The organism is Bacillus sp. SIMBA_031, assembly GCF_046535225.1.
In the GTDB taxonomy this organism is placed as follows: Bacteria; Bacillota; Bacilli; order Bacillales; family Bacillaceae; genus Bacillus; species Bacillus velezensis.
Genome location: NZ_JAWRXC010000003.1, coordinates 46,054 through 59,903, shown reverse-complemented (window position 1 = coordinate 59,903; position 13,850 = coordinate 46,054). Strand labels below are relative to the sequence as shown.

At 43.7% G+C, this 13,850-nt stretch carries 12 protein-coding genes and 1 pseudogene; all 13 read right to left on the bottom strand.

The features are described from left to right. Nucleotides 1-22 precede the first annotated feature (22 nt). The 13 genes and pseudogenes from SB724_RS10180 to SB724_RS10120 all read right to left on the bottom strand — a co-directional run bounded on the left by SB724_RS10180 (nucleotide 23) and on the right by SB724_RS10120 (nucleotide 13,849). Nucleotides 23-1,705 carry a M20 family metallopeptidase gene (locus SB724_RS10180; RefSeq protein ID WP_045209236.1) on the bottom strand — a complete coding sequence of 561 codons (1,683 nt, stop codon included), beginning with the start codon at nucleotides 1,703-1,705 and terminating at the stop codon, nucleotides 23-25. 71 nt (nucleotides 1,706-1,776) lie between these two features. Continuing rightward, entirely contained in the window at nucleotides 1,777-3,324 is a 1,548-nt protein-coding gene (gene pruA, locus SB724_RS10175; RefSeq protein ID WP_032875826.1) for an L-glutamate gamma-semialdehyde dehydrogenase, read from the bottom strand. A 207-nt stretch (nucleotides 3,325-3,531) separates the two neighbouring features. Continuing rightward, nucleotides 3,532-4,818, bottom strand: a complete 1,287-nt coding sequence (locus tag SB724_RS10170; RefSeq protein ID WP_410570997.1) for a Glu/Leu/Phe/Val family dehydrogenase — start codon at nucleotides 4,816-4,818, stop codon at nucleotides 3,532-3,534. Nucleotides 4,819-5,050: 232 nt separating this feature from the next. Then, the gene (locus SB724_RS10165) at nucleotides 5,051-5,986 is read right to left on the bottom strand and encodes a sensor histidine kinase (protein ID WP_082998236.1); all 936 of its coding nucleotides are present in this window, start codon (nucleotides 5,984-5,986) and stop codon (nucleotides 5,051-5,053) included. Between the two features lies 1 nt (nucleotide 5,987). Beyond that, entirely contained in the window at nucleotides 5,988-6,686 is a 699-nt protein-coding gene (locus tag SB724_RS10160; RefSeq protein ID WP_410570995.1) for a response regulator transcription factor, read from the bottom strand. 191 nt (nucleotides 6,687-6,877) lie between these two features. After that, nucleotides 6,878-7,744 (bottom strand): annotated as a pseudogene (locus tag SB724_RS10155) (DUF4097 family beta strand repeat-containing protein). 20 nt (nucleotides 7,745-7,764) lie between these two features. Beyond that, the gene (locus SB724_RS10150; protein WP_012118718.1) at nucleotides 7,765-8,469 is read right to left on the bottom strand and encodes an ABC transporter permease; all 705 of its coding nucleotides are present in this window, start codon (nucleotides 8,467-8,469) and stop codon (nucleotides 7,765-7,767) included. Nucleotides 8,470-8,533: 64 nt separating this feature from the next. Beyond that, a complete protein-coding gene (locus tag SB724_RS10145) occupies nucleotides 8,534-9,460 on the bottom strand; it encodes an ABC transporter ATP-binding protein (RefSeq protein ID WP_032876931.1) in 927 nt (308 codons plus the stop codon). A 348-nt stretch (nucleotides 9,461-9,808) separates the two neighbouring features. Continuing rightward, a complete protein-coding gene (locus tag SB724_RS10140; RefSeq protein WP_003150986.1) occupies nucleotides 9,809-10,264 on the bottom strand; it encodes a dTDP-4-dehydrorhamnose 3,5-epimerase family protein in 456 nt (151 codons plus the stop codon). Beyond that, nucleotides 10,261-11,109, bottom strand: coding sequence for a dTDP-4-dehydrorhamnose reductase (gene rfbD / locus SB724_RS10135; protein ID WP_410570992.1), 849 nt, complete (start codon nucleotides 11,107-11,109; stop codon nucleotides 10,261-10,263). The genes SB724_RS10140 and rfbD overlap by 4 nt, the downstream gene beginning before the upstream one ends. Before the next feature lie 20 nt (nucleotides 11,110-11,129). Further along, nucleotides 11,130-12,077, bottom strand: coding sequence for a dTDP-glucose 4,6-dehydratase (gene rfbB / locus SB724_RS10130; protein ID WP_020957994.1), 948 nt, complete (start codon nucleotides 12,075-12,077; stop codon nucleotides 11,130-11,132). 2 nt (nucleotides 12,078-12,079) lie between these two features. Continuing rightward, a complete protein-coding gene (locus SB724_RS10125; RefSeq protein WP_038460267.1) occupies nucleotides 12,080-12,817 on the bottom strand; it encodes a sugar phosphate nucleotidyltransferase in 738 nt (245 codons plus the stop codon). 27 nt (nucleotides 12,818-12,844) lie between these two features. Beyond that, a complete protein-coding gene (locus SB724_RS10120) occupies nucleotides 12,845-13,849 on the bottom strand; it encodes a PseG/SpsG family protein (protein ID WP_410570989.1) in 1,005 nt (334 codons plus the stop codon). Nucleotide 13,850: the final 1 nt, after the last annotated feature.

Here is a 13,850-nt window from a genome sequence, read left to right as displayed (position 1 = left end):
ACATCCCCCTTATTCCGTTATGTCAGCCATTTGTGCGTATGTCTAATCGGTAGCTGTGCAAAAGGTGCATTGTCGTCTGCTGAATGAGCTCCGGCAGCACATGGAATGTGTACGGTTTGTACACGCGTTCCGTCCATTTATGGCCGTCCTTTCCGTATACCCCTATATTGACCGACGGAATATTCAATTCCCTGATTTCTTTAAAAGGAATCGTCCCGATGACATCCCAGCCCGGAAAATTATCGGTAAAGGCGGAGACCTCCTCGTCTGTTTCATGCAGCGATAAAAAGCTTCCGTCCGCTAAATAAGGGAAAAACTTTTTAAAGACGAATGTTTCTCCGGTTGATGCCGCTGTTTTATCGACCGCTTCTTGAATGACATGCTGCAAAAGCCGGTCCCGTGTGCTCTCTTCTTTCAGATAATTGTGCGGAAGGTAAGGCGGCGCATAGAAAATAATGACCTTGGCTCCCTGCTCAGGATCGAGTTTTTGCAGTTCCTCGACGGCTTTAAAGCATCTCATCCGCAGTTCAAGATGTTCATATGTTTTAAATGTCTGCTCGATACACTGTGCAGGGTCTATCCCGCGGTTTCTCAGCTTTTTCAGGTAATCTTCCAGACTGTACACTTGAACGTTCCATGACATCTCTTTTTTCGGCAGGCTCGTTCTCTCGCAGTATTCGTCATAATAATCAGATAATTTTTGCTCTGTCTCTCTGCAGGCTTCGTCAGCCACGGCAGTCAGCTGATCCATGACTTCTTTGGCGGTTTTCTCGTAAATAAAATAATTAAAATAGACATAGCTGCTGACGGCGGTCTGCACGTTATACGCTTCCTTATTGTCACGCTGGTACAGGCAGGTCGGCGGAAGCACAAGCTCCCCTTCAATGTTTTCCGCCATATGAATATTGTTGTGAATTCTTCTGGTGATTTCTGATGCGATCAAATTCGGGTCGATGCCGGACAGCGTATCACCGACATGCACCTCCCGCCCGTAAATCGCAAAGCAAGGCAAAAGCTTCCCTGCCGCGCCCGTGTAGATGTACCTTGTCGTGTCACCCTCATACAGCGGCGTGATAAAATCGTTATTAATCGCTGCTAAATAACGAAGATGCTTTTCTTGTTTCAGCCGTTTTAATTCAGAAATGCTGGTTAAAATGCCGGAATGCTGGCTTTCTTCATCCGGGTTTGCCATGAACAGAATATGGCCCGGCAGCTGATCGCGCCGTTCAGAAAAGTGAAGCAGATTGGCGAGATGAACGGCAATACCGCTCTGCATATCAACCGAACCCCTTCCGAACATCCACTCGCCTGAGCGGGCGTCCCGCTGCACATCCCGATCAAATTCATAGTTTGAGAAATATTCCGCAAGACGGTCGGAATCAAAAGCGATATCTTTTAAAGGGCCGAAATCCTCGATGCCGACCGTATCAAGATGAGCGTGATAAATGACCGTATTCAGGCTTTCTCCGTTCCCCTCAATAAATGCGAAAATATTTTTGCGGCCGTAAGGGTCCTCAGGAATCGCCTGCTCCCACACATGTGACGGATTCTCCTGAAAGTAGGGAAAGCTCTTGATCATATCTTTGATATAGTCGGCTTTTTTTCCTTCTCCCAATGTGCCGTTGATGCTGTTTAACGCCACCAGTGATTTCGTAATGGCTTCTATTTTCTCCTCCGGAAGCATTTTGCTGAGCTGCTGATACATATTCCATCCTCCTTACCCTCATATAGAGAAAATAGCGCGACTCTCTTTTTCATCGCGCTATTTCCGAAAGATTAATAGGCTTCAGACGTTGTTTTTGCCTGCATATGAAGAATCAGATAGTCAGGACCTCCGGCTTTTGAATCGGTTCCTGACATATTGAAGCCGCCGAACGGCTGGTATCCGACAATCGCTCCCGTACAGCCGCGGTTGAAGTATAGATTCCCGACGTGAAAATCTTCGCGGGCGCGTTCAATGTGCGCGCGGGTTTTCGATAACAGAGCGCCCGTCAGTCCGTAATCGGTATTATTGGCAATCTCAAGCATATGGTCGAAATCACGGGCTTTTGAGATCGCGACGACCGGCCCGAAAATTTCCTCCTGCATCAGGCGGGCGTTTTCATCAACATCCGCAAAAATGGTCGGCTGAATAAAGTATCCTTTTGAATCATCACCTTCGCCTCCCGTCAGGAGTTTTCCTTCTGTTTTGCCGATTTCGATATAACTCATGACTTTATTATAAGATGCTTCGTGGATGACTGGCCCCATGTATGTATCAAAATCTTCCGGACTTCCGACGGTGAGTGATTTTGTTAAAGCGACGGCTTTTTCAACAACTTCATCATAGACGTCCTGATGAATGACCGCACGGGAACCGGCTGAACATTTTTGGCCTGAGAATCCGAAGGCGGAATACACGATTGAGGAAGCGGCAAGATCAAGATCAGCATCTCTGTCTACAAGCACCGTATCTTTCCCTCCCATTTCGGCGATGACCCGTTTCAGCCACTTTTGGCCCGGCTGTACTTTTGCGGCGCGTTCATAGATGCGGCATCCGACCGCGCGGGAGCCTGTAAACGACACAAATCTCGTCTTCGGATGCTCAACCAGATAGTCGCCGATTTCTCCTCCGTCGCCCGGTATGAATTGGAGTACGCCGTCCGGCAGGCCCGCTTCTTTCATCACTTCAACGAATTTCGCCGCCACGACAGGCGCCGCATCCGCCGGTTTCAGCAGTATCGTGTTGCCTGTTACGATGGCTGCCGCCGCCGTTCCCGCCATGATCGCAAGCGGGAAGTTGAATGGAGAAATGACGATTCCCACCCCAAGCGGCTCATAGTGATACTGATTATATTCTCCGTCACGGCTCTTTACGGGGGAACCGTCTTTCAGTTTCAGCATCTGACGGGCATAATACTCTAAAAAGTCGATCGCTTCCGCCGTATCAGCATCCGCTTCCTTCCACGGTTTTCCCGCTTCTTTCACTAGATAAGCGGAGAATTCGTGCTTTCTTCTGCGGATAATCGCCGCCGCTTTAAACAGCACATTCGCGCGGTGTTCCGGCCGTACTTTTTTCCATGTCTGAAATGCCTGCAGCGCAGCCTGCATGGCCTTTTCCGCAAGTTCTTTTCCGGCGGCCGATACAGAACCGATCACTTCTTTTTTATCTGCCGGATTGACGGAAACGATCTTTTTATCCGTTTCAATCGCTTCACCGTTGATGATAAGCGGATAATGCTTGCCGAGCTGTGAATTCACATAAGCCAGCGCTTCCTGAAACGATTGTTTATTTGTCTCTTCCTGAAAATTTGTAAATGGTTCGTGTGCGTATGAAACTGTCATTAGAATTCCTCCCCGTATTTTGTAATGTGTGCTCACGCTTTATGAAGATGCAAGAAGCATACCAGCATAGCAATTTGTGATAAAAATAAGAAAATCTTTGCCGAAAGCGGACGAAGCTTGTCCGAATCTGTCAGCTGTAATCTGAAAACGCAAAGAAATTTTGCGATCTGCTATATAACTGATGCAAAATCTCTTTGCGGATAACACTTATACCCAGCCGCGGAACCGGGCGGCTTCAGCCGACTTTCTGATGCCCGTCATATAGGCGGCCAAACGCATATCGACTTTGTGGGTATGCGCTGTCTGATAAATGGATTCAAACGAATTCACCATGACGCTGCGCAGTTTTCCGGCGACTTCCTCCTCAGACCAGTAAAAGCCTTGATTATTTTGCACCCATTCAAAATAAGACACCGTCACGCCGCCGGCGCTTGCCAAAATATCCGGCACGAGAAGCACGCCTCTTTCATTCAGAATTTTCGTGGCATCTATCGTTGTCGGGCCGTTTGCCGCCTCCACAATGATTGAAGCTTTAATGTGATGGGCGTTTTCAGCCGTAATCTGATTGGAGATTGCGGCGGGCACGAGAATATCACAGTCCTTTTCCAGCAGCTCCCGGTTCGTTATGACATCCGTGAAGAGATTCGTCACCGTGCCGAAGCTGTCCCGCTTATCCAGCAGGTAATCAATGTCAAGGCCGTCAGGGTCATACAAAGCGCCGTGGGCGTCTGAGATGCCGATCACCTTGGCGCCGGCGTCATGCATAAATTTAGCGAGAAAGCTCCCCGCATTTCCGAACCCCTGAATGATGATCCGTGCATTTTCCAATGGAATCCCTTTTTTCTTAACGGCTTCCTCAATACAAATCGTGACACCTTGCGCGGTCGCTGTCTCCCGCCCATGTGAACCGCCGAGAACAATCGGTTTGCCCGTAATGAATCCCGGTGAATCAAATTCTCTCAGGCGGCTGTATTCGTCCATCATCCATGCCATAATCTGTGAGTTGGTATATACGTCAGGAGCCGGAATATCCTTTGTCGGACCGACGATCTGGCTGATCGCGCGCACATATCCGCGGCTCAGCCGTTCCAGCTCTCCGAATGACATCGTCCGCGGATCACAGATGATGCCGCCTTTTCCGCCCCCGTAAGGAAGATTTGTGATGCCGCATTTTAAAGTCATCCAGATGGAAAGCGCCTTGACCTCTTCTTCACTGACTTCCGGATGAAACCGCACGCCCCCTTTTGTCGGGCCGACTGCGTCATTATGCTGTGAGCGGTAGCCCGTGAAAACCTGTACTGAGCCATTGTCCATTTTGACAGGGATGCGGACGGTTAAAAGCCGCATCGGCTCTTTCATCAGTTCATACATATTGTCAGGATAGCCCAGTTTGCGCAGGGCTTCTTTTATGATCGATTGTGTTGACAAGAACAAATTAAGAACTTCTTTTTCTTCATCTTTCTGATTGCTTTTAGAAAGCGGGTTGGCTGACATGTTTTATCACCTCATCGTATTTTACGTGTAAGCTTCAATTACCGGCAGAACAAAATGTAAGCGCTTTTACACCAAAACCCATCAATCCCTTTCACATTGTCGTTACGCCCCTTTTTATATGCAAGATTCATGCCAGCCTTTTGCGTATAAAAAAAAGAGACTGTTGTCAGCCTCTCAGATTAAAGAGAAAGGGGATTTGAAGACGTATACAGAAGAAACCTTACTGCTTTTATTAAAATTTAATACGTCTTAAACGTACAGAAAACGTTGTTTCTTTGAAGGGGACACTATTTAGAGATATACTTCCTTCCATTTGCTCTACTAATCTCTTAGTAATCGTCAGCCCCAATCCGCTTCCCTGATAATTGGTATTTCTCGAGTCCTCCAATGTGTACATTCGTTCAAAGACACGGTCTTTATGCATTTCATTTATTCCTTTTCCTTTATCTGATATTTCTACAAAAACATCATTATCAGTTATTCTGATCTTTAAACCCACCATCTTACCATCGGAACCATATTGAATTGCATTCGTAATTAAATTATTCAGAACCCTCTCAATTGCCTCTTCATCTCCGCTAACAAAGACAGAATCATCGGGTATATCAATCACTACTTCAAATTCTTTGCTGATTAAAATTTCGTAGTAATCCAAAATTATTTTTCGGCTGACTTCACATATGTCAATTCGTGAAGAATTTAATTTTTTATCTCCTGACTCTAATTTTACAAGTTCAAAAAAACGGTTTATTAACGCTAATACCTCGACCGTTTTTAAATTAACTGTTTTTAGTAAACTCATAACCTTTTCCGAAGTCAGACTTTTATCGTTATTTATAATTTCAATATAACCTAGTATAACTGTTAAAGGCGTCTTTAAATCGTGTGAAATATTTGATAACATTTTTCGCATGGACAGTTCAATACTATTGCAGTTCCCTTTGATCTTTTGATTATGGTCTAAAAGACGGTTTATTTGAATTAACAAGGATTTTATATATTTATCTTCCGTGTTAAGCAATAATCTTTCGCCTGTCTCTTCATTAACAACTTTTCGAAGTTTATTTCTTATATATTTAATCTCAGTCCTTAGATTTAATCGGCTTCGGAAAAGAAATATATTTACTGCCGCAGAGCATATGAATAAAATAACCAACATATAAAACAATTCAAAAATCCCCCAACTTATAACCGATTCCCCACAACGTTTTTATGTACATTGGATGAGATGGATCGTCCTCAATTTTCTCTCTAAGCCGTCTAATATGAACATTAATTACATTCTCATCTCCATGATACTCATCTTCCCATACGGATTTATAAAGTTGAGACTTAGTATATACTTGTGAAGGATTAGAAATAAAGAGTTTTAAAATATTAAATTCTTTTGCCGTGAGATTAATCTTTTCATTGAATTTTTTAACAGAAAAGCTATGCAGGTCAACACTTAAATCACCTATTTTAATGATTTTTTCTTCCTTTGAAGACAGGGAGCTCTTATAGTGTCTTTCTCTTCTAATGGTTGCTTTAATTCTGGCTATTACCTCCAGCATAGAAAAAGGTTTAGAAATATAATCATCAGCCCCGAGGCCGAGACCAAGTGCCTTATCTACATCTTCATCTTTTGCAGACATGATAAGAACGGGAACCATACTTTTGGACCGAATCATTCTTAAACATTCCATCCCATCTATCTTCGGAAGCATTAAATCCAACAATATAACCTCAAACTTTTGGGTGTTCAATATGTCTAAAGCTTCTTCACCATCAAAAGCTGCTGTTACTTCAAACCCTTCTTTCGTTAAGCTTTCGCTTACCATATCGCTTATGAATTGGTCGTCTTCTACAATTAATATTTTGTAACCCAAGCTTTCCGCTCCTTAAATATAAAACTGATATTCTTAATTCACTGTTTATTTCAATCATTATACAGATAATTAATCTCATTATAATTATTTTTTATACAAAAGGAGATAAATATTCCAAAACATTTTAAATACAAACAAATAAGACAACCATTCTTCAATTGCGGGAATTGTTGTCTTGTGTTTTTCTCTTTTTATCTCACCTTTATCGAACCATCTTCACTAGATAGACTTATTTTATTACTTCCCGCGCCAATTTCACCTTTTTTCAGTTTTACGCCGTCATGGCTCTTATTAAGCCCATCTAGATCAAACGTTACATCAGAATTACTCTGAGCAAAAACAGCAAGTGAAGTTGGCGCTTTTTTATAAGATACACCTATATCTCCTGATTTCGTATTTACTGATAAAGATTTTCCTTCTGTTATGTCCTTGATTGAAACCGCTCCATCTTTAGAAGTAACCTTTACATTGGAACTATGTATTTCCTTCATCTCGTTATCGCCGCTTACAGATGTTATATTTAATTTCTCAAAAGAACTATTTTCAACGCTTAACGCCCCATCCTTGGATGAAAACTTTCCAGTATGAGCCGAAACATTATTGATTTTTTCATCACCGGAATGATTATCAACGACAATATTTTCAGCTGAAATTTCACTTCATTGTATACTCCCATCTTTATTGGTTATTTCAATATTGTTCATACCTGAATCGGGAACATTAATATAGATTGTGCCGCCCTGCTTCCCAAAAGTAAATCCATCCAAAAAGCCGCCATTCTTTTGTTCTTTTTGACTAACGACCAAATCCCCCCCATCTCCTTGAAATGTAACTGGAGCCTTATCTTTCTGCTTCCCCTCAGCAGATATTGTTGCCTTATTTGAATTACTCTTTTTAAACTTCACATCCCATGAGTCAGTATATACTTTTAAAGTATCAATTTTTTCAACATTGCAGGACACGTTCTTTTTAAAGTTTTTAGTATCTGTCTTATAAAGGCTTAAAACAATTCCGCCGATTACGATTAACACTGCACATGATGCTATAATCTTCTTCATTGTATAATTTCTCCTTTTATCTACAATAAATCTTTCTGATCCACCTTACGGTAAGAAAGATAACCCACTAAAAAACCAAATAAACAAAGTATAATTGGAATGATAATAAATTGACTTAAACTGACTGTTTCTCCTCCGTCGGAAACTGTTGCATTGATAAAGACCCCGATTATGACAGCCCAAGTGATTGTAGCAGAAGTTGATTTTTTTCTCATGCCGAAAAATAAAGGAATCAGACTCACTCCTCCCATCATAAAAGCGGTGAGAAGAGTCGATGGCATAGCGGAAATAACTTCACTCATTTCAACAGGCTTCTCGAATAAATATAAGTGCGGACTCACGAAGAGAATTAACAAGTTAATAACAAACGTAGCAATAACAATACTTACAAAGCAGAATAGGAAGACAATAGATAGTTTAGCTTGCATTAATTTTTTTCTTTGTAAAGGATAAGTAAACAGCAATTGTATTGTTTTATTTTTATATTCATCAATAACTAAACGGGATAAAATCACAGCAGAAAAACTAATAAACACAATTCTAATTAAAATATTAGTTAGAGATATAAAATCTGCATAATCACGAAACATAAGTTCATTTTCATTTTTAGATTCCCATCCCATAAAAGCCGCTAAGGCAAAGATGATGAATATCCAAAGTGCCACCCATTTAAAATACTGTGATAAGTGATGTTTTTTGTACTCTAATTTCATAAGTTTTAACATGCTAATAGCCTCCAGCAGAAGAATTTAAGACAATGCAAATAGGTGCATAACACAGACGGGCAATCTATCTAGTGTGTATTCCCTCCCCATTCATAGAATTTAAGAAGTATTCTTCTAAAGAACTGTGTTTTTTATTTATACTTTCTATACCAATGTCATTCAGAATAAGTGCTTTAGAGATTTCTTGTTGTGTAACTGCTGTTTCATAGATACGAATTAATTGTTGATCAATCATTTTAAAATTTCTTATCCCCAGATTTTGCTCTAAAATATATAACGCTTTTTTTATATTTTGGACTTTTACCTCTATATACTCTGTTTGTTTTCCGTTTATACTCTTCATAGAAACTTCTTTTATTAACTTGCCATTCTGTATGATACCAACAGTATCTGACATTTGTTCCATTTCGGCTAAAATGTGACTGGAGACTAATAATGTAATTCCATATTCTCTGCAAAGTAACTTAAAGAGATCCCTTAACTCTTTTATACCTATTGGATCCAGGCCATTAATCGGCTCGTCTAAAATGAGAAGTTCTGGTCTTGTAGAAATAGCTCTGGCTATTCCTAACCTTTGTTTCATTCCTAAAGAAAACTCTTTCACTTTTTTATTATCAATATTATGTAACTTTACAAGCTCGATAGCGTGGTCAATGGATTTTTTATCGTAATAGCCCATATATTCACAATGGAAATCTAAATTTTCTTTAGCAGTGAGGTTGTCATAGAAAATGGGATATTCAATAATGGTGCCCATTCTTTTTAAAACTTCAAATGACGTATCTGTTAATTTCTCACCGAAAATTTCTATTTCACCACTTGTAGGCTTGATTAAATTGGTAATCATTTTCATAATGGTTGTTTTACCTGCACCATTGGGACCCAAGAATCCATAAATCTCCCCTTTTTTCACGTGCATATTAACCCCGGAAACAACTTCTTTTCCTTTAAATGTTTTTGTAAGCTGACTCGTTTTTAAGATGTATGTCATTCGCTTTCCCCTTTCCATATATACTCCTACTATATAAAGGAAAGTTCTCTTTTCTCTTAAGCAAATATTACTTTTTTCTTAAGATTTTTCTAATTAAATCCTATCCCCATTCTATAAATCATTTTTTGTTTTTTAGGATGCATGATGTCCATAGGAGAAGAAAGGGAGGATCTCTTAAATTTCAGGTCCCTAACTGACCGCCATCTTCCAAGACATTTTTGATGAAATTGTCCTTCAGGCCAGCAATCATGATATAGTGGGCGGTCGTATCTTATTCACTGGCTCCACTCATATCAAAGTCAACAAAACACAAAAAAACGAAGACATCCGCTGTCTTCGTCTTGTGCGCTACCGGTGAGCCGTCTGCCAATCAAATCCGATGGTGTCATCATTCCACGGGATTCTTTTTTCGTCAGGCTGATCCGGATTGTAGGACATCGTCGTGAAATAAATAATGGTCAGCGGGGTTTCACCCAGCACTCTGTACCCGTGTGCGACGCCTTTGGGAATGAGAAGGAGCATCGGATTGTCTTCTCCCATGTAGTAGACATCCGTTTCTCCCTTGGTTGCCGACTCTTCGCGAAGGTCATGGAGCACGACCTGGGCATGGCCTGTCGGGAAAAACCACAGGTCATCCTGTTTCTCATGATAGTGAAACGCTTTAATGACGCCGGGATAGCTTTTGGACCAGGAAGCCTGCCCGAAACGCTCTAAGAGATGTTCATCGTCACGGACGAGTTCTGAGAAAAAACCCCGGTCATCGCTGTGTTTGATCAGCTTTTTGATTTTTACGCCTTCGATCACTTGCACTGTCCCTCCCCTTGTAAATAATCCCGCAGCGCTTCCCGCCAATGCCTCATGCCGAGCCCCTGCCGTTCAATCGACTCAAGACTCAACACCGAATAAGCGGGGCGCGGCGTCTCATTTCCGTATTCCTCCGTCGTGACGGGCAGCACGGCGGCGGTTCTGCCGCTTTCTTCAAAAATAGCCTTGGCGAATTCATACCAGCTGCACACTCCGCTGTTTGCGGCGTGGTATAAGCCCGGCGGCCTGTCAAACAGACCGATCACCGTTTCGGCTAAATCTTTTGTATACGTCGGCGCTCCGACTTGATCGTTAACGACACGCACCTGATCATGTGTATCCGCAAGTTTCAGCATCGTATTGACAAAGTTGTGCCCGCCGCTGCCGTACACCCACGATGTTCTGATAATGGTGTGGTTTTTTCCCGTTAACCGGATCAGTTCTTCGCCGAGTTTTTTGCTTTTTCCGTAAATCGTGCCCGGATCTGCGGGATCATCGGTCTGGTATGGCCGTGTTCCTTTGCCGCTGAAGACGTAATCGGTGCTGATGTGAATGAATTTCGCGCCGGTGTTTTCAGCCTCAAGCGCGGCATAATAAGCGCCGATTCCGTTTATTAAATACGCTTTGTCGAGCTCCGTTTCACATTTGTCAACGGAGGTGTATGCCGCCGTATTGACGACGATACCCGGCTTGTAATGGCTGAACGAGTGCCGCACCGAACGCTGGTCGGATATGTTCATCATCGCTTTTGTCAAGGCGATCACTTCATACCCTTCCCGCTTCAGCTGGCGGCATAACTCCCGCCCCAGCTGGCCGGCCGCTCCGGTTACTAATACCTTCGTCAATCGGATCCCCTTCTTTCCGATTAGTCTTGGCTGTCTGTATACCAGCGAATGGTTCTTCTCATTCCTTCTTCAAATGTGACGTCCTGCCGCCACCCCAGCTCATTTTTCAGCTTTGAAGCATTGATGGCGTAACGGCGGTCATGCCCTTTTCTGTCTTCGACATGAGCAAACCGTTCCTCGACACCGAGCTCCTTCATGATAAATGACGCAAGCTCTTTATTCGTCCGTTCATTTCCTCCGCCGATATTGTAAATGTCACCGAGTGTTCCTTTTTCCAGCACGAGCTTAATGGCGCGGCAATGATCTTCGGCAAACAGCCAGTCTCTGATCTGCATCCCGTCGCCGTACAGCGGAACCGGCGTGCCGTTTACGGCATGCCTGATAATGGTCGGAATCATTTTCTCATGATGCTGGTACGGCCCGTAATTGTTGCTGCATCTTGTAATAATGGCAGGAAGCTTATGGGTTCTCACATAAGACATGACGAGCAGGTCTGAGCTTGCCTTGCTGGCCGAATACGGATTGTTCGGAGAAAGCGGCGTCGTCTCTGTAAAAGCGGGATCATCCGGCGCCAAATCTCCGTACACCTCATCTGTGGAAATGTGAATCAGCCTGCCGGCTTTTCCCTGTAACACTGCGTCCGCCAGTCGGTATGTGCCCATTACATTTGTTGTGATGAACGGCTCTGCCTGATTTATGCTTCTGTCCACATGGGATTCAGCCGCAAAATGAATGACAGCGTCATACATTTGGGAAAAGACTTTGTCAATGTCCTCTTTTTTAGAAATGTCACCTTTGATAAAACGAAAACGGCCGTTCTTTTTTAAGGCTTCTATTTCAAGCGGCCTGCTTGCATACGTGAGATTATCCAGGACGGTAATCTGCGCATCTGTTTCTTTCAGCATCATCTTTGTGAAGGTAAGGCCGATAAATCCGGCGCCCCCTGTAATTAAATATGATTTTGGCATGATTAATGCTCCTGTCCTTTCTGTAATGCCTGATGCGCCAGGCTTCCGGCGAGGTAGAGCGATTCATGCGTGCCCGCATCCACCCACCAGCCCGTTAACACATCATACGTCAGCTCACTGTGTTCAATGTATAAATTATTGACATCCGTAATTTCCAGTTCGCCGCGTTTTGAAGGGGAAATTTGTTCAATATAAGAAAACACTTCTGCGTCGTACATGTAGATCCCTGTGACGCATAGTCTGGTCGGCGGCTGCTCCGGCTTTTCAATGATCGACTTGATCCGTTTGTTTTCCTCATCAATCTCGGCGATGCCGAAGCGCTCCGGATCGTCCACTTCTTTCAGCAGCACTTTTGCTCCTTTTCCCTGCTTTGCGAAACGCTCCGTATAAGGTTTTAATGAATCTTCAAAAATATTATCTCCCAAAAGCAGAACGAACGGATCGCGCCCGGTAAACCGCTTTGCGTATGATAAACCGTCGGAAATGCCGGATGCGGCTGGCTGAACCTGATATGTGATTGAGACGCCGAGCTCTTCTCCGGTTTCGAGAAGTTTATGAAATTGCGGAATATATTCTTTTTGCGTAATCAGCAAGATATCTGTAATCCCCGCTTCTTCCAGCTTCATGACCGACCAGTAAATCATCGGATATGGACCGACAGGGAGTAAATGCTTATTGACCGCTTTTGTCAGCGGCATAAGGCGTGAGCCGGTGCCTCCGGCTAAGATAACACCTTTCACATGAACACTTCCTTACGTGTGGTTTTATCACAAATCATAAAGAATCGCCGCCGCCCGTTTGATGCCCCTGCCGTCAACCAGCGGCTTTCCGTTTTGATGAAGTCCGGTCCGCAGAGGATAATCAGCGGCCATGTCAGACATATGCCGTGCGAGAACGTCCGCTGATATGCCTTCACCAAGGCCGAGGTGAACGGCGGCCCCCCGTGCGGCGAATTTTCCCGCCGTCTCAGTTTGATGCTCCACTTGAGAAAGTACGATGCAGGGCACACCTGTACAAATGGTTTCATATAAAGTGATCCCGCCGGACACGACGGCCATATCAGCCCTCACGAGAAGCGCGGCCATGTCATTTGTCTGCCTTACCATCTCGGCATAAGGCATTTGTGTAAGATGCGCGCGCACGTCATCAGCATGAGGCGCGGCGCCGCCCATGACGATGATCACTCGTTTTCGCTGAATGCCGGGGATGCGGCGGCATGCTTCCATCACTTTAAAGACAAGCTTCTTCGGATCGCTTCCTCCTAATGAAACCAATATGGTCCGGCATTCTTTTCTCAGCTGATAAAGCTGTTTGGCTTTTTCAAAACCCGGATGAAGAATCAAATAATCCGGGCCTTCATATACCGCGGCGCTGCCCATTTGAACCGTCCGGCTTTTCAGCCCTCCGTAAATGCCGTTTATAACGGCATCGCATAAATGAATGACATGTTCCCGTTTTTCTTCAAATAAGACGATGCGCGCCGATGAATGCTTTTTGATTTCCTCTAACCAGTCACACGGCATATCGAGCAGATCGAATATGAGAAGGTCAGGAGCCTGCCTGTTTATTTCCCGGACAATAAATTCCTTTTGTCCCTTGTCAGGCTTGATGATCACTTCCCATTGATCAGAAGACAGATAAGAAGAAGCCTCTTTATTTGTGTAGAACGTTATTGAGCAATTGTTCTTAATGGCACCGGCAAGCAGCTTCATCCGCACCGCGTGCCCCATGCCGATGTCACGGCCCCCGTCCGCGAAAATCAAAACCCGCATG

Bases quoted from the DNA above. Each gene is read 5' to 3' on its own strand.
- SB724_RS10180 (WP_045209236.1), bottom strand. From the start codon at position 1,705: ATGTATCAGCAGCTCAGCAAAATGCTTCCGGAGGAGAAAATAGAAGCC.
- pruA (WP_032875826.1), bottom strand. From the start codon at position 3,324: ATGACAGTTTCATACGCACACGAACCATTTACAAATTTTCAGGAAGAG.
- SB724_RS10170 (WP_410570997.1), bottom strand. From the start codon at position 4,818: ATGTCAGCCAACCCGCTTTCTAAAAGCAATCAGAAAGATGAAGAAAAA.
- SB724_RS10150 (WP_012118718.1), bottom strand. From the start codon at position 8,469: ATGTTAAAACTTATGAAATTAGAGTACAAAAAACATCACTTATCACAG.
- SB724_RS10145 (WP_032876931.1), bottom strand. From the start codon at position 9,460: ATGACATACATCTTAAAAACGAGTCAGCTTACAAAAACATTTAAAGGA.
- rfbB (WP_020957994.1), bottom strand. From the start codon at position 12,077: ATGCCAAAATCATATTTAATTACAGGGGGCGCCGGATTTATCGGCCTT.
- SB724_RS10120 (WP_410570989.1), bottom strand. From the start codon at position 13,849: ATGCGGGTTTTGATTTTCGCGGACGGGGGCCGTGACATCGGCATGGGG.